General features: G+C 47.0%; 15 protein-coding genes. All 15 read left to right on the forward strand.

The features are described 5' to 3' along the window. Positions 1-55 precede the first annotated feature (55 nt). The 15 genes from AC2TF5_RS09860 (at position 56) to dut (ending at position 19176) form a co-directional block, all read left to right on the forward strand. Positions 56-4369 carry a PolC-type DNA polymerase III gene (locus tag AC2TF5_RS09860; RefSeq protein WP_491301993.1) on the forward strand — a complete coding sequence of 1438 codons (4314 nt, stop codon included), beginning with the start codon at positions 56-58 and terminating at the stop codon, positions 4367-4369. Positions 4370-4564: 195 nt separating this feature from the next. After that, entirely contained in the window at positions 4565-5026 is a 462-nt protein-coding gene (rimP, locus tag AC2TF5_RS09865; protein WP_491301994.1) for a ribosome maturation factor RimP, read from the forward strand. A gap of 32 nt (positions 5027-5058) precedes the next feature. Further along, positions 5059-6156, forward strand: a complete 1098-nt coding sequence (gene nusA / locus AC2TF5_RS09870) for a transcription termination factor NusA (RefSeq protein ID WP_208918891.1) — start codon at positions 5059-5061, stop codon at positions 6154-6156. A gap of 26 nt (positions 6157-6182) precedes the next feature. Next, the gene (gene rnpM, locus AC2TF5_RS09875) at positions 6183-6491 is read left to right on the forward strand and encodes an RNase P modulator RnpM (RefSeq protein ID WP_208918892.1); all 309 of its coding nucleotides are present in this window, start codon (positions 6183-6185) and stop codon (positions 6489-6491) included. Then, positions 6481-6807 (forward strand): L7Ae/L30e/S12e/Gadd45 family ribosomal protein, encoded by a 327-nt coding sequence (locus AC2TF5_RS09880; protein WP_208918893.1) that lies wholly within the window; start codon positions 6481-6483, stop codon positions 6805-6807. Before rnpM ends, AC2TF5_RS09880 begins: the two co-directional genes overlap by 11 nt. Next, positions 6800-9571, forward strand: a complete 2772-nt coding sequence (infB, locus tag AC2TF5_RS09885; protein ID WP_491301995.1) for a translation initiation factor IF-2 — start codon at positions 6800-6802, stop codon at positions 9569-9571. The genes AC2TF5_RS09880 and infB overlap by 8 nt, the downstream gene beginning before the upstream one ends. A 19-nt stretch (positions 9572-9590) precedes the next feature. Then, positions 9591-9944: a 30S ribosome-binding factor RbfA gene (rbfA, locus tag AC2TF5_RS09890; protein WP_491301996.1), complete on the forward strand. Its 354-nt coding sequence runs from the start codon at positions 9591-9593 to the stop codon at positions 9942-9944. Between the two features lie 28 nt (positions 9945-9972). Further along, positions 9973-10950, forward strand: a complete 978-nt coding sequence (locus tag AC2TF5_RS09895) for a DHH family phosphoesterase (protein ID WP_491301997.1) — start codon at positions 9973-9975, stop codon at positions 10948-10950. Continuing rightward, positions 10947-11861: a tRNA pseudouridine(55) synthase TruB gene (truB, locus tag AC2TF5_RS09900; RefSeq protein ID WP_491301998.1), complete on the forward strand. Its 915-nt coding sequence runs from the start codon at positions 10947-10949 to the stop codon at positions 11859-11861. The genes AC2TF5_RS09895 and truB overlap by 4 nt, the downstream gene beginning before the upstream one ends. Positions 11862-11906: 45 nt before the next feature. Beyond that, on the forward strand, positions 11907-12854 hold the full coding sequence (locus AC2TF5_RS09905; protein WP_491301999.1) for a bifunctional riboflavin kinase/FAD synthetase: 948 nt from the start codon (positions 11907-11909) through the stop codon (positions 12852-12854). A gap of 169 nt (positions 12855-13023) precedes the next feature. After that, a complete protein-coding gene (rpsO, locus tag AC2TF5_RS09910) occupies positions 13024-13293 on the forward strand; it encodes a 30S ribosomal protein S15 (RefSeq protein WP_023957583.1) in 270 nt (89 codons plus the stop codon). An 846-nt stretch (positions 13294-14139) separates the two neighbouring features. Continuing rightward, positions 14140-16233, forward strand: a complete 2094-nt coding sequence (gene pnp, locus AC2TF5_RS09915) for a polyribonucleotide nucleotidyltransferase (RefSeq protein WP_491302000.1) — start codon at positions 14140-14142, stop codon at positions 16231-16233. A 179-nt stretch (positions 16234-16412) separates the two neighbouring features. Beyond that, positions 16413-17393, forward strand: coding sequence for a polysaccharide deacetylase family protein (locus AC2TF5_RS09920; RefSeq protein ID WP_491302001.1), 981 nt, complete (start codon positions 16413-16415; stop codon positions 17391-17393). 93 nt (positions 17394-17486) lie between these two features. Beyond that, a complete protein-coding gene (locus tag AC2TF5_RS09925; protein ID WP_491302002.1) occupies positions 17487-18752 on the forward strand; it encodes a M16 family metallopeptidase in 1266 nt (421 codons plus the stop codon). Beyond that, a complete protein-coding gene (dut, locus tag AC2TF5_RS09930; RefSeq protein ID WP_491302003.1) occupies positions 18730-19176 on the forward strand; it encodes a dUTP diphosphatase in 447 nt (148 codons plus the stop codon). Before AC2TF5_RS09925 ends, dut begins: the two co-directional genes overlap by 23 nt. Positions 19177-19179: the final 3 nt, after the last annotated feature.

The raw sequence follows: 19179 nt of genomic DNA on the forward strand, positions 1-19179 counted from the left end.
ATGTCGTTTCTACTTGTCTGACTGATTGTTTTATCGTAAGCAGGGGGAGGGAACCATGGGCACAGCGGAAGAGAAGAGAAAACGGTTTGAACTGCTGATGAAGCAGGGAGAAGTCCCGGCAGGTTTGATAGAACCCTATTTTTTAGACGGTTTGATTGAGCAGGTGGAGATCAGCCGTACCAGCAAGGAATGGACGGTAACCATCTTGAAGGAGACCCTAGTACCGTCAGAGGTATATCGGACGTTTTGCTTAAGGATACAAGAGAAAATGAATCATATCGCCAAGGTTAAGTTTGTATTCCGGTATCAGGGGACGATCCGTGAAACGGACATCGTACAGGAGTACTGGAGCCTTTTCCTGGAATGGGTGCACCGGGAAATTCCATCAGTGAATGGATGGATGGCGAGAGCCAAGTATGAAGTGGAAGAAGGTTTGCTGCAGCTCACGATGTCGGATGGTATGTCTCTGGAGCTTGCACGAAAGAAGCAGATCGACGAAGCTATCACCCGGTTCTATAGTCAGTACTTTGCGCTTACTCTTCGGGTGAAAATGAGTGTTGGCGATAATGGGTTGGCAGCCTATGAAGAGTTCGAGCAGAAGAAGCGTGAAGAAGAACGCGAAGTTATCCAGCAACTTATGACAAGCCTGGAAGTTGAGAACGATTCAGATGAAGAAGAAGGCGATATCAAACTACAGGTAGGATATGACATCAAGGATCAGCCTGTACCGATTCAGGAAATCCAGGACGAGGAAAAGAAAATTGCGATTCAGGGTACCATTTTCGGCCTTGACCGTAAGGAGCTCCGAAACGGCAGCACACTCTTTATGTTTAACCTTACTGATTTTACGGATTCACTGCAGATGAAGATGTTTGCCAAAACCAAGGATGATCTGAAGGTGCTGAATCTCCTGGCGGATGGCAAGTGGGTGAAGGCGCGCGGCCGGGTTGAGTTTGACCGGTTTATGCAGGTACCTGAACTTGTGATGATTCCGTCGGATCTAATAGAAGTAAAAGCTCCGCCGTCTCGCAAAGATAATGCGCCTGTGAAGCGTGTGGAATTTCACCTCCATACAACAATGAGCACGATGGATGCTGTAACTTCGATTGATAAATATATTAAAACGGCTGCCGACTGGGGTCATAAAGCGATTGCGGTCAGTGACCACGGCGGTATTCAGTGTTACCCGGATGCCGATAAGCATTCCAGAAAAAATGGCATCAAGATGATGTATGGTGTAGAGGCCAATGTTGTCAACGACGCAGTTAATGTGGTGGAGCAAGCACAGCCGATTGAGCTGAATAGTGCAACATACGTTGTATTCGATATTGAGACGACCGGTCTATCCATCACTCGAAATAAAATTACAGAACTTGCGGCCGTTAAAATGCATGAAGGCAAGGAAATTGACAGATATGCAACCTTTGTTAATCCTCACGAAAAAATCCCGTATCATATCCAGCAGCTGACCAATATTACAGATGAAATGGTAAAGGATGCTCCGGATTTGGAGCCAGTCCTCAAGGATTTCGTTGAGTTTGTTGGGGATGCTGTAATAGTCGCTCATAACGCCAGATTTGATATGGGCTTTATTCAAGCCTCATTAAAGATCGCGGGGATGCCTACGCTAGAGAATCCATATTTAGATACGCTCGAGCTGGCACGATTGCTTCATCCGGGGATGAAGAACCACCGTTTGAATACACTGGCTAATAAGTACAAGGTATTGCTGGAAAGCCATCACCGGGCCATTGACGACACCATTGCACTTGCTGGCATCTTGAATGGGCTGCTGGCAGATGTGGATAAGATGAAGGGGATTACGATGCTGAATCGTCTTAATGACTATGTCGGTAACGACTTGTCTAACACGAGACCTTTTCACTGTGGAATATACGCATTGAACCCGGTAGGCAAGAAAAACTTGTACAAGCTGGTATCCATGTCACACACGGAACATTTCAAAAAAGTGCCTTGTATTCCGAAGTCCAAGCTGGAGAAGATGCGTGACGGACTGCTAGTGCTGTCAGGATGTGAGAAGGGTGAGTTTTTCGAGACGGTTCTCAATAAGACGGAGGAAGAAGCGGAAGAAATCGCCCAATTCTATGACGTTCTTGAAGTGCAGCCGCTAACGATGTACATGCACCTTGTGGATAAAGGTTTTGTTGGAAGTCCTGATGAGCTGAAGACGGCCATTGGGCGAGTGATCCGTATCGGGGAGAAGCTGAACAAGCCTGTTATTGCAACAGGAAACGTTCATTACCTCGAGCCGCGTCATAAGCTATTCCGTGACATTACAATTCACGGTATTACGGGTTTTAGCCCACTGAAGGATATTCGCAAGCCGGATGCTCATTTCCGTACAACCGAAGAGATGCTGGAGGAGTTCGAATTTTTAGGTGGAGATAAAGCATTCGAAATCGTTGTTAAGAATACGAATGATTTGGCAGATCGGTTTGAGGAATTCGAACTGTTCCCGTCGAAGCTGTTCACTCCAATTATTGAAGGTGCGGATGAGGAAATCCGCAACACATGTTATGAAACCGCAAAATCGATTTATGGGGAAGAGCTGCCGGAGGTTGTTGTAGCCCGTCTGGAGAAAGAACTGGAGCCAATCATCAAGTACGGTTTCTCTGCGAACTATCTCATTTCCGAGAAACTGGTTAAGAAATCGAATCAGGATGGATACCTTGTAGGCTCACGGGGCTCTGTAGGCTCTTCTGTAGTAGCGACCTTCTTGGGCATCTCAGAGGTTAACCCGCTTCCGGCTCATTACATTTGTAAGGATTCGGCTTGTAAGCACAGCGAATGGTTCCTGGACGGCAGCGTGCCAAGCGGATTCGACTTGCCGGGCAAGGCTTGTCCGGAATGCGGAAACATGATGAAAGGCGAGGGACAGGATATACCGTTCGAAACATTCCTAGGTTTCAAAGGGGATAAGGTTCCCGATATTGACTTGAACTTCTCCGGTGAATATCAACCGCTTGCCCATAATTTCACCAAAGAGATGTTCGGCGAGAAGAACGTATTCCGTGCCGGCACCATCGGTACCGTGGCAGAGAAGACGGCATTTGGTTTCGCCAAGAAATATGAAGAGCACAATAACAAGCTCTGGCGGGGCGCAGAATTGAACCGGCTTGCGTCAGGCTGTACCGGCGTCAAGCGGAGCACAGGCCAGCATCCCGGCGGGATCGTAGTTGTCCCGGATTATATCGAAGTTGAAGAGATCACGCCTGTGCAATTTCCGGCCGACGATGTCAATGCGGAGTGGAAAACAACGCATTTCGATTATCATGCCTTTGAAGCGAATCTGCTCAAGCTTGATATTCTCGGGCATGATGATCCGACCATGATGCGTATGCTTCAGGATTTGACGGGAGTAGACCCTACAACAATCCCGATGAATGATCCGAAGGTCATGAGTATGTTTAACTCCACGGATGCACTCGGTGTTTCGCCAGAGCAAATCCGCTCACCTGTTGCAACATACGGGGTTCCCGAGATGGGTACGAAATTTGTTAGACAGATGTTGATTGAATCCCAGCCATCAAGTTTCGCTGACCTTTTGCAAATTTCGGGATTGTCTCACGGTACAGGCGTATGGCTGGGGAATGCTCAGGAGCTGATTAAGAACGGTACATGCAACATCAAGACCGTTATCGGCTGTCGCGATGACATTATGCTGTTTCTGATTTACAAAGCGGGTATGGACGCCGGATTAGCGTTTAAGATTACGGAAAGTGTTCGTAAAGGTAAGGGACTGTCACAGGAATGGATTGACGAAATGAAGAGATGTAAAGTACCTCAGTGGTATATCGACTCATGTCTGAAAATCCAGTACATGTTCCCGAAGGCGCACGCTGCTGCCTATGTTATTTCGGCTGTGCGTACCGCCTATTTCAAGCTCTACCATCCGATTGAATACTACGCCACTTATTTCTCTGTTCGTGCTGAGGACTTTGATATCGAGTTGTGTTGTCAAGGTTATGATGCGATAGGGCGCCGGATTATTGAGATCGAACAGTTAGGATTTCAGGCAAGTACCAAGGAGAAGAGCATGCTTCCAATTCTTGAAATGGCACTGGAAATGTCAGCTCGCGGCTTAAAGTTCAAGAGTATTGATCTTTATCGTTCCGATGCTCTCCGCTTCATCGTGGATGGGGATTCACTAATTCCGCCATTCTCTGCCTTACAGGGTGTCGGTGACAACGCAGCACGAAATATTGCGGGTGCAAGAGAATTCGGAGAGTTTCTGTCCATTGAAGATTTTCAGCAGAAATCCAAAGCCAGTAAGACAGCGATTGAGCTGCTTACCCAAATGGGCTGCTTCCGGGGATTGCCGGAGAGCAACCAGCTCTCATTGTTTTAATGAATGGCTGAAAATAAAGGGGTTCTGCGGGCCTCTTGACAACTTGACAGTCAAGGACTCATACTTGTCACTATTGCCAGACTATGTTATAATTTTTTTGGTAATCATGGAGATAAAACCGTTGTGTAAAGAGTGGGGCAACCCACTCTTTACTCTTTGGTATATAGGAAATGAAAGTGTTGGAGGTTATGTTCTTTGAGCACACCGAAGATTAAAACGACTGTGGAAGAAATGGTGCAGCCGTATTTGGATGAACACGGCTTTGAACTGGTAGATGTGGAGTATGTTAAAGAAGGCAGCAATTGGTTTCTACGGGTGTTTGTGGACAAAGAAGGCGGCATCGATATAGACGATTGCGGTTTGGTCAGCGAATATCTGAGCCAAAAGCTGGACGAGAATGATCCAATTCCGACCGCTTACTTTCTTGAAGTTTCTTCACCTGGTGCAGAGCGTCCATTGAAGAAGAAAGAAGACGTCGTCAAATCAGTTGGTAAAGATGTTTTCGTTACGGTTTACGAGGCTGTGGATGGAATGAAAGAATTTGAAGGCAGGTTGGAATCCTTTGATAACGAGGAGCTTGTCATTAAAGTCGGAAAGAAACAGCATGTTATTCCATATGCAAAAGTTGCCAGTGCCAGATTGGCCATCATTTTTTAGACGGAAGTTTTGAAAGGGGGAACCGATTTTCAATGAGTATGGATTTTATTGAAGCAATGAATGAATTGGAGAGAGACAAGGGTATCAGCAAGGATGTGCTGTTTGAAGCGATTGAGGCGGCACTTATTTCCAGCTATAAACGCAATTTCAACGCCGCGCAAAATGTGCGAGTGGATATGAACCGCAATACCGGAGTTATTAAGGTATATGCCCGCAAATTGATCGTGGAAGAGGTTCTGGATTCTCGCACAGAAATTTCGCTGCCTGCAGCACGTGACATTAACCCGCATTTTCAAATCGACGATATCGCCGAGATTGAAGTAACCCCGCGAGATTTTGGCCGTATTGCAGCACAAACTGCCAAGCAGGTCGTTACACAACGTATTCGTGAAGCGGAACGCGGACTGATCTACAGTGCCTTTATCGATAAGGAAGATGATATCGTAACAGGTACGCTGCAGCGTCAAGATCCGCGCAACATCTACATTGACCTGGGTAAGATTGAAGCGGTTCTGCCGCTCACCGAGCTCATGCCTAACGAAAAGTTCAAGCACGGCGACCGAATCAAGGCGTACATTACTAAGGTTGAGAACACGACAAAGGGACCTCAGATTATGCTGTCCCGTACGCATCCGGGTCTCTTGAAGCGTCTGTTTGAGCTTGAGGTTCCTGAAATTTTTGACGGTGTGGTTGAAATTCGTTCCGTAGCTCGCGAAGCCGGGTTCCGTTCCAAAATCGCCGTGTACTCCCGCAACGAGGAGGTCGATCCTGTCGGCTCTTGTGTAGGGCCAAAAGGTATGCGTGTGCAGACGATCGTCAATGAGCTTCGTGGTGAAAAAATCGACATCGTGCGGTATTCGGAGCAGGTTGAGGAGTATGTTGCTAATGCTTTGAGTCCTTCCAAAGTATTGGAAGTTCAGGTTTACGAAGACGAGAAAATGGCTCGCGTTATCGTTCCCGACTATCAGTTGTCTCTGGCCATCGGAATTAAAGGTCAGAACGCCCGACTTGCGGCTAAACTGACAGGCTGGAAAATCGATATTAAGAGCGAGAGCCAGGCGGAACAGGAATACGGCAGACCAAAAACCCACTCGGGTGAAATGCATCAGGATTCCGTCTCCGTCGATTAATGTAAACAGACGGGGGGGTGTTAGCTTTGAAACAGAGAAAGATACCGCTTCGTAAATGTGTGGCTTGTCAGGAAATGATGTCCAAGAAGCAGCTTATCCGTGTAGTGAAGACACCCGATGATACAGTGCTTATTGATCTGACTGGCAAGAAGTCGGGCAGGGGCGCTTATTTGTGCGGGAAATTGTCCTGCTTTAAGCTTGCACACAAAAACAAAGCGCTTGATCGTGCTTTAAAGCATCATGTTCAGCCTGAAATTTATGAGCAGCTGGCACAGGACTTCATTAAGGTAGAAGATGAATTCCTAGCCGCGAAGGAGAGTGCCGATGACGAATAGGGCGCTTTCTCATTTGGGTCTTGCCATGCGAGCAGGTAAAGTGGTTACCGGCGATGAGATCGTGCTCAAAGTAATCCGGTCTTCTGAAGCGAAAATGGTCATTCTGGCGGGTGACGCCTCAGATAATACAAAAAAAAAGTTCCGCGATAAATGCGGAACTTATAAAATCCCTCTGGTAATCGGATTTGACCGGGAAAGACTGGGCACAAGTGTAGGTAAACCGCAAAGGGTTGTGCTGGCAGTGACGGATCAAGGATTCGCAGAAATGATCTCCAAGCAAGTGGGGATAATGTCGGAGGTGGAGTATATTGAGTAAACAGGAAAACAAAGACAATAAACTTCGTGTATATGAGTATGCTAAATCGTTGAGCATGAGCAGTAAGGAAATTATCACGATACTCAAGCGTCTGAATGTTCCAGTTAATAATCATATGAGTGTTATGGAAAACGAGACGGTGTCCAAGGTGGAGCAGTTCTTTAAAGACATCAAGTCTAACGCTGCTGCTAAAAGGGACGGATCGGAAACATCACGAGGCGACAGCCGCAAGCCAGCAGTTTCTGGGGCTAGCAGTGCGGCTTCAGCTGAAAGCACTCAGGTAAACACTCCTCAACAAAATAACGAAGGCAGCCGCAGTGGGCAAAACGGCAGCCGGAATCAAGGTCAAAGACCATCTGGTCAAGGACAGGAACAAGGACAGCCTAAAAAACAACAGGAAAAGCAGGTAGGTATGAACAATAGAAATCAGAACACCCCAAATGCATCCGGCTCTCAACAGCGCTCTCAAGGCAGTCAGGATTCCCGGAGAACCAACAACAATTCTGGATCTTCCCAAGGAAACCAGCAAAACAACCGTAGCAGAGGCCCACAGGGCTCTGGTCAACAAGGCGGATCCCGTCCTCAGCAAGGAACAGGACAGGGTGGAGCGCGCTCGCAAGGTGGAGGACAGTCCCAAGGCTCTCGTTCCCCTCAAGGTGGAGGACAGTCCCAAGGCTCTCGTTCCCCTCAAGGTGGCGGACAGTCCCAAGGCTCTCGTTCCCCTCAGGGTGGAGGACAGTCTCAAGGCTCTCGTTCCCCTCAGGGTGGCGGACAGTCTCAAGGAGGACGTTCCGACTCCAATCGTGCAGGCGGTAACACCGGCGGTTATTCCAACAATAACAACGCTGGAAACCGCGGTGGAAACAGAAACAACAACAATAATAACAACAACCGTCCAGGCTCCAAAAAATTTGACGACAACCGTCAAGGGGGCTTCCGTAACAATCGCGGAGGTAAGAATAACCGCGGTCGGAACCAGAACCAGCAGCCGCCTCGTGAGAAAATCGACAACACGCCGAAGAAAATTATCGTCCGTGGCAACATGACCGTCGGTGAAACGGCGAAGCTGCTTCATAAGGACGCTTCCGAGGTCATTAAGAAGCTGATTTTCCTCGGCGTGATGGCCACAATTAACCAGGAACTCGATATTGATACGATTCTGCTTTTGGCCGGCGAGTTCGGTGTTGAGGTTGAAGTGAAGATTCCGGTTGTGGAAGACCGCTTCGAAACCGTAGAAGAGGTTGATGATCCTGCGGATCTGCATGAACGTCCTCCGGTCGTTACGATTATGGGTCACGTTGACCATGGTAAAACAACACTTTTGGATGCTATTCGTTCAGCGAACGTATCCAGTGGCGAGGCTGGCGGTATTACCCAGCACATCGGTGCTTACCAGGTTGAAATTAATAGCAAGAAGATTACATTCTTGGATACACCAGGTCACGAAGCGTTTACAGCTATGCGTGCTCGTGGTGCTCAAGTTACAGATATGACGATTATCGTAGTTGCGGCGGATGACGGCGTTATGCCTCAAACGGTTGAAGCCATCAACCACGCAAAGGCTGCGGGATTGCCAATTATCGTAGCAGTAAACAAGATTGATAAGCCTGAAGCGAATCCGGACAAAGTGAAACAGGAATTAACTGAGTATGAGCTTGTACCGGAAGAGTGGGGCGGAGACACAATCTTCGTCAACGTTTCGGCTAAACAGCGCATGGGTCTTGAGGACCTCCTTGAGATGATTCTGCTTGTAGCTGAAGTAAATGAGTACAAAGCGAACCCGGATAAGCGTGCCCGCGGTACCGTTATTGAAGCTGAACTGGATAAAGGTAGAGGTCCGGTGGCAAGGATTCTTGTACAGCACGGTACACTTAAAGTCGGTGACGCATTTGTTGCAGGTAACTGCTTCGGCCGTATCCGCGCTATGGTTAACGACAAGGGACGCCGTCTGAAAGAAGCTGGTCCTTCGACTCCTGTTGAAATTACAGGCTTGACCGAAGTTCCAGGGGCGGGAGATCCGTTTATGGTGTTTGAAGACGAGCGCAAAGCCCGTTCCATTGCCGATAAACGTTCCATCACACAGCGTCAATCCGAGTTGAACACAAATACACGTGTCACACTTGATGATTTGTTTCAACATATTAAAGATGGTGAAATTAAGGATCTTAACGTTATTATCAAAGGTGACGTGCAGGGTTCCGTTGAGGCGTTGAAAGGCTCCTTGAATAAAATCGAAGTGGAAGGCGTTCGCGTGAAAATCATTCATAGCGGCGCAGGCGCCATTACAGAGTCAGATGTTATTTTGGCTGCTGCTTCCAATGCCATCGTGATCGGCTTTAACGTACGTCCGGATACCCAGGCTAAACAAACCGCTGAACAAGAAAAAGTGGATGTTCGCTTGCATCGGGTTATCTATAACGTGATTGAAGAGATTGAGCAAGCCATGAAAGGTATGCTGGATCCGATCTACAAGGAAAGTGTCATCGGCCATGCCGAAGTGCGTAACACCTTTAAAGTCAGCAAGGTGGGCACGATTGCAGGTTGTATGGTTACCTCCGGTAAAATATCGCGTAACGCCGAAATGCGCCTGATCCGTGACGGCATCGTTATTCATGAAGGTAAGATCGATTCACTCAAACGCTACAAAGATGATGCTAAAGAAGTGGCGCAAGGTTATGAATGTGGCATTACCTTGGAAAGCTATAGTGACGTCAAAGAAGGAGACGTCATTGAAGCCTTTATCATGGAAACGGTAGAGCGCTAACGTAAAGAGGTGATCAGACATGGCTAAAATCCGAACAGGACGCGTCAGCGAACAAATTAAGAAAGAACTCAGTCAGCTTATACAGACGGAGATGAAGGATCCTCGAATCGGCTTCATCACCGTAACCGGGGTAGATGTGACGAATGACTTGTCACAGGCTAAGGTATATCTCAGCGTACTCGGTGATGACGAGCAGAAAGCTGCTACCTTGAAAGGGCTTGAGAAAGCAAGCGGCTTTCTCCGTTCAGAACTTGGCAAAAGAATTCGTCTCCGCCATGTGCCGGAGTTGATCTTCAAGTTCGATGAATCCATTGCATACGGTAGCCGGATTGAGAAGCTGCTGGGTGAAATCGGCGAGCGCGAAGAAGATTAGACAGATCGTTTTATAAAGGAGAGGGCGAATGCAGACCTATGAACAAGAGCTGCAGCAGGCCAAAAAATTTCTGCTGGAGCATGACGATTACTTGATAGTGTCGCACGTTCAGCCCGATGGAGATGCAGTCAGTTCCACCCTTGCGGTGGGCTGGCTTCTCTCACGTTTGGGCAAAAAATTCACTATGATGAACGAAGGGGTCATTCCAAAGAGAATGAAATCCTTATGGCATGCCGATGATCTAATCAACATGTCGGAGTATCCGCCGCAGCGTTCTTTTAGTAACATTATTTGTGTCGATTGTGCCGATTTTGAGCGTGTTGGTCGGACGAAGCAGTTTTTCACTGAGGATGCAATTATCGTAAACATTGATCATCATCCGACGAACAACCGATACGGCGCTGTCAACGTGGTCCTTCCTGAGGCCGCAGCAACCGCAGAAATTCTTTTTGACCTGTTAAACTTGTTCGATATAGAGTGGGATGCTGAAGTTGCCACAGCCATATATACGGGTCTGTTAACGGACACAGGCGGCTTCCGTTATGCGAATACGTCTCCCAAAGTGATGGGTATAGCTTCAGAGCTGCTATCCTATGGAGTGAATGGACCGGAGCTTGCGGAGTCGCTGCTGGAAGAGATGACCCTTCCGCAATTGAAGGTGCTGGTCCATGCGCTGAATACATTGAACATTACACCAGACGGAAAGGTAGCCTGGGTGTATGTTACTCCTCAGCATATGATCGATACCGGAGCTGTTAATGAAGATCTGGAAGGTATCGTTAATTATCCGCGCAACATTCAAGGTGTAGAGGTTGGGATTTTGTTTAAACAAGTAGATACCGGTGCTGTCAAGGTAAGCCTGCGTTCCGCTGGAAAAGTGGACGTGGCAGCATTGGCCCAATCCTTTGGTGGAGGCGGTCATGTTCGTGCAGCAGGCTGCCGGATCGAAGGAGATTTGGAAGACACAATTTCTAAGGTAGTAGAGCAGGTGAGACAAGCACTATGACAGAACTTGAAGGTATTTTGGCGGTACACAAGCCAGCTGGATGGACTTCACATGATGTTGTCGCTAAAGTACGCCGTCTTGTCAAAATGAAAAGAATTGGTCACGCGGGGACACTGGACCCTGAGGTAACGGGCGTATTGCCTCTTTGTCTCGGGCGTGCGACCCGTGTGGTTGAATACATGCAGGAGCTTCCCAAAGAGTACCGAGCAGTTCTCCGATTAGGACTTTCTACAGATACCGAGGATATAACGGGTACGGTAATTGAGTCGGTGGATACAGTAAATGTAACGAAGGTAGAAGCGGAGGAAACACTTCGTTCCTTTCTGGGTGAGATTTCTCAGGTGCCGCCTATGTATTCAGCAGTGAAGGTTGATGGCAAAAGACTGTATGAGCTTGCCCGTGAAGGGAAGACAGTTGAACGCAAAAGCCGCACGGTTAACATTTATGAAATAGAGATGACGGGTTTTGAGGAACAGGAGAACTACACTGATATTTCTTTTCGTGTTCTGTGCTCCAAGGGAACTTATATCCGTACACTCTGTGTAGATATTGGGAAGAAACTGGGACTCCCTTCGACGATGGCAAAACTTATGCGAACCTTATCGGCGGGGATTTCCTCAACCAAATGTTTGACACTGGAACAAATCGAACAGTTTATGGAAGACGGAACGTTAAGCTCCCGATTGATCCCTGTGGATGAAGCTATCGTGCACTTGCCTGCCCACACTGTTATCGATGAGAAGAAGAATGCGGCTCTACAGGGACAGAGGTTGTCTGCCCGGGCCGTAGATCCTCCAGTTGATCACTCGGAATGTATCCGGTTGTATGACAGAGAGGACCGGTTTCTAGGTATATTCCAAAGACAGGAAGAGACGGGAGCTGTTGTTCCGGTCAAAGTCTTCTCTGTCTAAAAACTAATGATGTCCTATCCAAGTGAATTGCAGGTGAGAAGTCACATGAAAATCGTTTCTATATCTTATCCGTTAACCCCGGAACAGAAAAATGAGCTGGGTATTCCGCAGGTAGCGGCTATCGGCCAATTTGATGGCCTCCATTTGGGTCATGGCAGTGTTATTTCTACAGCTGTCGATTTAGCACGCAAAGAGTCTATACCGTCGGCAGTCATCACCTTTTACCCGCATCCGAAGGATGTAATGCGTAAAGGGAATTATGAAGGTTATTTAACGCCTCAGGTGGACAAGCAGGAGCTGCTTGCCGAAATGGGGGTTGATATACTCTATGTGGTGGATTTCAATGAGGATTTTTCACAAGTCAGTCCGGAGGATTTCGTAACGGAAATGCTCATGCCGCTTCAGCTGCATACGGCAGTGGTAGGCTTTGACTTCCGTTTCGGCTTTAAAGGTGCCGGCCGTGCAGACATGCTTCATGAGATGAGCAGAGGGACGATTCAGGTTGTCACGGTTCCACCTTTCCTTATGGACGGTGAGAAGGTGGGGAGTTCTTCCATACGAGCGGCATTGTTTAGCGGTCGGATAGAAGATGCTACCCGCTGGCTTGGTCGGAATTACCGGATTCGCGGTACAGTGATTCATGGTGAGAAGCGGGGCCGCGCTTTGGGATTTCGTACTGCAAATCTGGAGCTTGAGGCACATTATGCTACTCCGGCTTTAGGGGTTTACGCAGTTTGGGCCCAGTGCTCTAAGGATAAGGAGTGGCTCCCTGGCGTTATGAGTGTTGGTCTGAAACCTACCTTTCATGACGGTATAGTCAAGCCCATTTACGAGGTACATTTGCTTGACTTTGATGGAGACCTTTATGGACAAACCATGATTGTGGATGTTGTACAGTTTATCCGTAAGGAACTCAAATTCAATTCGGTTAACGAATTGATTGAGGGGATTTCTCGGGATGTGGCCAAAACGAGAGAGATCTTGAACAGATAATTCCATTTTTTTGGACAAATTGCGATGATCGCATTTTCTTTTTTAAATAAAGTGTGCTATACTCTTAGAGGTTGCCCGGGTAAACGGGCTTTCGTAACCTTGGCTTGGTTGTTCGATCTCACCGTCGGTAACGAGGCCAATGGCGATTATAATGAAGGAGGTGAACAGGATGGCATTGACTCAAGAACGTAAACAACAACTGATTGACGAGCACAAAACTCACGAGTCCGATACAGGATCTCCAGAGGTGCAAATCGCTATCCTAACGGAAAACATTACGAGCTTGACTGACCACTTGCGTACGCACAAGAAAGATCATCACTCCCGTCGTGGATTGTTGAAAATGGTCGGCCAACGCCGTAAGTTGCTTGCATACTTGAAAAACAAGGATGTTAAACGTTACAGCGCTTTGATCGAGAAGCTTGGATTACGCCGCTAATAATCCATAAGGTGTACGAAAGCAGCCTGGTTGTCCACTGTCCTTCTTGGAACGACAGCGGTGCAGCTGGGCTCTTTTTAGATTATAGGGATGCGGTTTATCCTTTGTATTCTTGACGACTTGTTATGGGCTCAGATTGGGTTCTTTCTGTTACATATACAGCCAGATACTGACCCGACTGAACCGCCCTGATTTTTTAAAGGGCGGTATTTCAAGAGATAAGAAAGTCTTAGCTTCGGAGAAACAGCATCCTTATCTCGCAAGAAAAACAACCGCTAAATGCGGTCTGTCTTCATTGAGATACGTCGATAAGACGGTTTTCTTTAGAGATAAGAAAGGTATCAGCTTCGGAGAAACAGCATCCTTATCTCGCAAGAAAAACAACCGCTAAATGCGGTCTGTCTTCATTGAGATGCGTCGATAAGACGTTTTTCTTTAGAGATAAGAAAGGTATCAGCTTCGGAGAAACAGCATCCTTATCTCGCAAGAAAAACAACCGCTAAATGCGGTCTGTCTTCATTGAGAATGCGTCGATAAGACGTTTTTCTTTAGAGATAAGAAAGTCTAAACTTCGGAGAAACAGCATCCTTATCTCGCAAGAAAAACAACCGCTAAACGCGGTCTGTCTTCATTGAGATGCGTCGATAAGACGTTTTTCTTTAGAGATAAGAAAGTCTAAACTTCGGAGAAACAGCATCCTTATCTCGCAAGAAAAACAACCGCTAAACGCGGTCTGTCTTCATTGAGATGCGTCGATAAGACGTTTTTCTTATGAAGAACGTAAATATAGGCAATACTTGAAATTGATAGGTAAAAATTAAAGAAGTCCTCACGAGGAGGGATTACATGGAAAAACGTGTTGAAATGCAGCTGGGAGGAAGACCACTCGTCTTGGAGACAGGCCGATTGGCTAAACAGGCTAACGCTGCAGTTATGGTCCGTTACGGCGATACGGCTGTACTGTGTACGGTAACGGCTTCAAGTGAACCAAAAGATTTGGATTTTTTCCCGCTGACCGTTAACTATGAAGAAAGATTGTACGCAGTAGGTAAAATTCCAGGCGGATTTATTAAACGTGAAGGTAGACCGAGTCAGAAAGCGATTCTGGCCAGCCGTTTGACAGACCGTCCGATTCGCCCGCTGTTTCCAGAAGGTTTCCGAAATGACGTTCAGGTATTGAATCTAGTTATGAGTGTGGATCAGGACTGTGCTCCTGATATCGCAGCCATGATTGGTACCTCCGCTGCGCTTAGCATTTCCGATGTTCCGTTTAGCGGGCCGATCGGTGGCGTAGCTGTTGGACGTATTGACGGAAAACTCATTATCAATCCGACCATTGCTGAGCAGGAAATCAGTGATGTCTATCTTGTCGTATCCGGTACGAAAGATGCGATTATGATGGTGGAAGCTGAAGCGAACGAAGTGCCTGAAGAAGTAATGCTCGAGGCGATTATGTTCGGTCATGATGAGATTAAGAAGATCGTAGCTACGATCGAGGAGCTTGTTAGCATCGCAGGTAAAGAAAAGATGGAAGTGAAACTTCATGCGGTCGATGAAACCGTAAACCGCGAGGTTCGCGAGTTTGCTGCTGAACGTTTGGTGGAAGCGGTTCGTATTGCTGAGAAGCATGCTCGTCAGGATGCGATCGATGTTATTAACGATGAAGCTTTTACTGTTTTTGAAGAGAAATACATTGAAACTCCTGAACTTTTGAAAGACGTTAAAGAGGTTTTGCATGATATCGTAAAAGAAGAAGTCAGACGCCTTATTACGCATGATAAAGTTCGTCCAGATGGACGCGGTCTGTCTGAAATCCGCCCGATCGAATGTGATACAAGCCTTCTGCCGCGTACACACGGTTCCGGTCTGTTTACACGTGGTCAAACACAAGCGCTTAGCGTTTGTACGCTTGGAGCTTTGGGTGACGTACAGATTCTTGATGGTATCGATCTGGAAGAAACGAAGCGTTTCATGCATCATTACAATTTCCCTCCGTTCAGTGTCGGCGAGGCTCGTCCTCTGCGTGCTCCAGGACGTCGCGAAATCGGACACGGTGCTTTGGGTGAACGTGCATTGTCCAAGGTTATTCCTTCAGAAGTTGACTTCCCGTACACGATTCGTCTCGTTTCCGAGGTTATTGAATCCAACGGCTCGACATCCCAAGCAAGTATTTGCGCAAGTACTCTTGCCATGATGGATGCAGGTGTGCCGATTAAAGCACCGGTTGCAGGTGTAGCCATGGGCTTGATCAAAGACGGTGATCATGTTTCTATCTTGACAGATATTCAAGGTATGGAAGATCATCTCGGGGATATGGATTTCAAGGTGGCAGGTACAGCTGAAGGCGTTACTGCAATCCAAATGGACATCAAAATTGACGGTATTGACCGCAATATTTTGCAGGAAGCTTTGGAGCAGGCCAAAGAAGGCCGTATGCACATTCTCGGTAAAATGATGGAAGTGATCCAGAAGCCAAGAGAAACTCTTTCTCAATATGCTCCTAAAATCATTACAATGCAGATTAATCCGGATAAAATCCGTGACGTTATCGGTGCAGGCGGTAAAATCATCAATAAAATTATTGAAGAAACCGGCGTGAAAATCGATATCGAACAGGACGGACGCGTATTCATCGCTTCATCCAATGCGGAGATGAACCAAAAAGCACTTTCGATTATCGAAGGTATTGTGCGTGAAGTGGCTGTAGGTGAAATTTATACTGGAACCGTTAAACGGATTGAGAAATTCGGCGCATTTGTAGAAATTCTTCCGAACAAAGACGGTCTTGTTCATATTTCCCAGCTGTCCACTGAGCGTGTGGCTAAAGTGGAGGATGTCATTGCGATCGGTGATGTGATTACCGTTAAGGTTACTGAAATCGATCAGCAAGGCCGGATTAACCTTTCCCGTAAAGCTGTTTTGACGGCTGAAACGAAGTAAGGGTAAACCGACTCACGATCTATAATGAAGGAAAGAGGCAGAAATGATTATTCTGGCTCTTTTTTTTTGGCCTTTGTGGGATTTGTTCGTTATGTAGATTGCAAGATAATTAAAGTACATAATACGTATCCTCTGCTCATAAAATGGGACAAAGCCTAACAAAGGGGATGGATGCGTCCATGAAAGGATTGAAGGCGGCGGTGCTGCTTATAGGCATCGTATCAGTGTCAGGAATTGCGGTGGTTGCAGGTTCCTGGGAATATATTAAACAGCTAAACGAAGCTCAAAGCGCTATAAACTTAGAGCAGCAGACCTCAGCTGTCGACGTGCAGCTGCTGAATGAGATTGAAGCCGAAGCAGTTAAAACGAGAATTCAGCCCGTAGATGCTAAGGTGGATTCCGTGTGGAAAGCTGTCCCCGGTTATAACGGCCAGGAGATTCATGTGGAGGAAACGTACAAGCGTAATTTAAAGAGACGAGCGGGTGAACCGATTACGTACGTCTACCGGCAAATACCAGCGAAGGTAACACTGGATCAACTGGGTGAGCATCCGATTTACCGAGGGAATCCGAATAAACCGATGGTATCTTTGATGATTAACGTCGCTTGGGGCAACGAATTCATTGAACCGATGCTAAACATCCTGGATGAGGAAAAGATTAAAACGACTTTTTTTCTGGACGGAAGCTGGCTGGCGAAAAACCCGGAGCTGGCTGCTGAAATATTGAAAAGAGGCCACGAGGTCGAGAATCACGCATACTCTCATCCGAATATGAGCCAGCTGAGCCGGAGCCGTGCAGAGCTGGAAATTGCAAAAACGCAGGATCTGCTCAAGGAAAAACTAGGTGTAACGAACAAATGGTTCGCTCCTCCATCCGGTGATTTTAATCAGCAGACTGTTTCTATTGCACAAGCACGCGGCTTGAAAACCGTTATGTGGACACTTGATACCGTGGATTGGAGGAATCCTTCACCGGAATCCGTCGTGCAAAAAATTTCAAAAAAAGTTGAGCCTGGCTTCCTGATCTTGATGCATCCTACCAACTCGTCCTCTAAAGCACTTAAAGGCATGATCCAGGGGATACGCGCTAAAGGACTGCAAATCGGTACAGTAAGCGAAACTTTATCACCGGAACGGATTATACCTTATGGAAGTTGAGTGACTCTTTTAAGTTTGATACAATGTATGGATGGCATCAATCACATTTATTATAGATTGAGTGAATCTAAGGAGCAGTTAGGAGGGCCTTTCGTGAAAAAAATACAGCTGTCAAACGGCCTGAGAGTAGTTATGGAACAAATCCCGACATGTCGTTCGGTCTCCTTCGGGATTTGGGTCAAAACCGGATCTCGCAATGAATCGCTGGATATAAACGGGATTACCCATTTTATTGAACATATGATGTTTAAAGGAACCGACCGGTTTGATGCTCGCGCGATAGCAGAGCAGTTCGATGCGATAGGCGGCAATGTGAATGCATTTACTTCGAAAGAATATACGTGTTATTACGCGAAGGTGCTGGATGAGCATCTTCCGATTGCTGTAGATGTGTTGTCGGATATGTTCTTTAATTCGCGACTTGATCCAGAAGAGCTGACGAAAGAAAAGAATGTAATTCTTGAAGAAATCGCTATGTATGAAGACACACCGGATGATCTGGTTCATGATCTGATGTCTCTTTCCGCTTACGGGGATCATCCGCTGGCTTATCCGATTTTAGGTACGAAAGAACGTCTCGAAGCGATGGACTCCGATGCTCTTAGATCGTATATGAACAGTCATTACACGATTGAGAATACGGTAATTGCCCTAGCTGGGAATATTGACGATAGTGTTATTGAACTGCTGGAGCGTCACTTTGGCGCTTTCAAGAACAACGGTACAAGCCAGCATTTAACAGTTCCGGTATTTCAGGACGGAATGCTCTACCACAAGAAGAAGACAGAACAGAACCATATCTGTCTTTCCTTTCCGGGAAGTTCAATCGGAGATGAGCTCCAATATGCAATGGTTCTACTCAACAACGCCATTGGTGGAGGTATGAGCTCGCGTCTGTTTCAGGAGATTCGTGAGAAGCGGGGGCTTGCTTACTCGGTATATTCCTATCACAGCTCTCATGCGGATAGTGGTATGTTTACGATCTATGCGGGTACAGCGCCTAAACAGACGAAGGATGTGCTCGAGCTGACTAAAGAGATCTTGTCGGATCTAGCTGTGAAGGGAATGACAGAAGAAGAGCTGCATAAAGGCAAAGAGCAGTTGAAGGGAAGTCTTATTCTGAGCTTGGAAAGCACGGGTAGCCGCATGAACCGACTTGGCAAAAATGAACTTATGCTCGGCCGTCACTACACCTTGGACGAAATGATCCAGCGCATTGAGCTAGTTACCATGAAAGATATCCAAAAAGTATTAAACCGTATGTTTGAAACCCCGTTTGCTCTAGCGATGGTTGGGTCCTCAGATAAAGCGCTGAACAAAATTAGGAGGGACGAATTTGTTGCACTACGTTCAAATTAACAGATTACCCGGAAATGAAGATGTGAAACTTCCGGTCAAAATGTCGGAGCTTGCAGCTGGCTTTGATCTGCATGCTGCTGTGGAGGAACCGGTTATACTGATGCCGGGAGAGCGGAAGCTGATTCCAACGGGCATTGCCATCGCCATGCCTGGTGAATTGGAAGCCCAAATCAGGCCTCGCAGCGGACTGGCATTTAAACATGGTATTACATGCCTGAACACACCAGGTACAATTGACGCTGATTACCGCGGTGAGATTAAAGTGCTGCTAATTAACTTGGGACAAGAACCGTTTACGATTGAGCGCAACGAGCGCATCGCTCAAATGGTGTTCCAAACCGTGCCGTCTGTTGAATTTGTACAGGTAGACGAACTATCGGATACCGTTCGGGGAGCCGGCGGATTCGGACATACTGGCAAATAGACA

Source organism: Paenibacillus sp. JNUCC 34 (assembly GCF_058269055.1).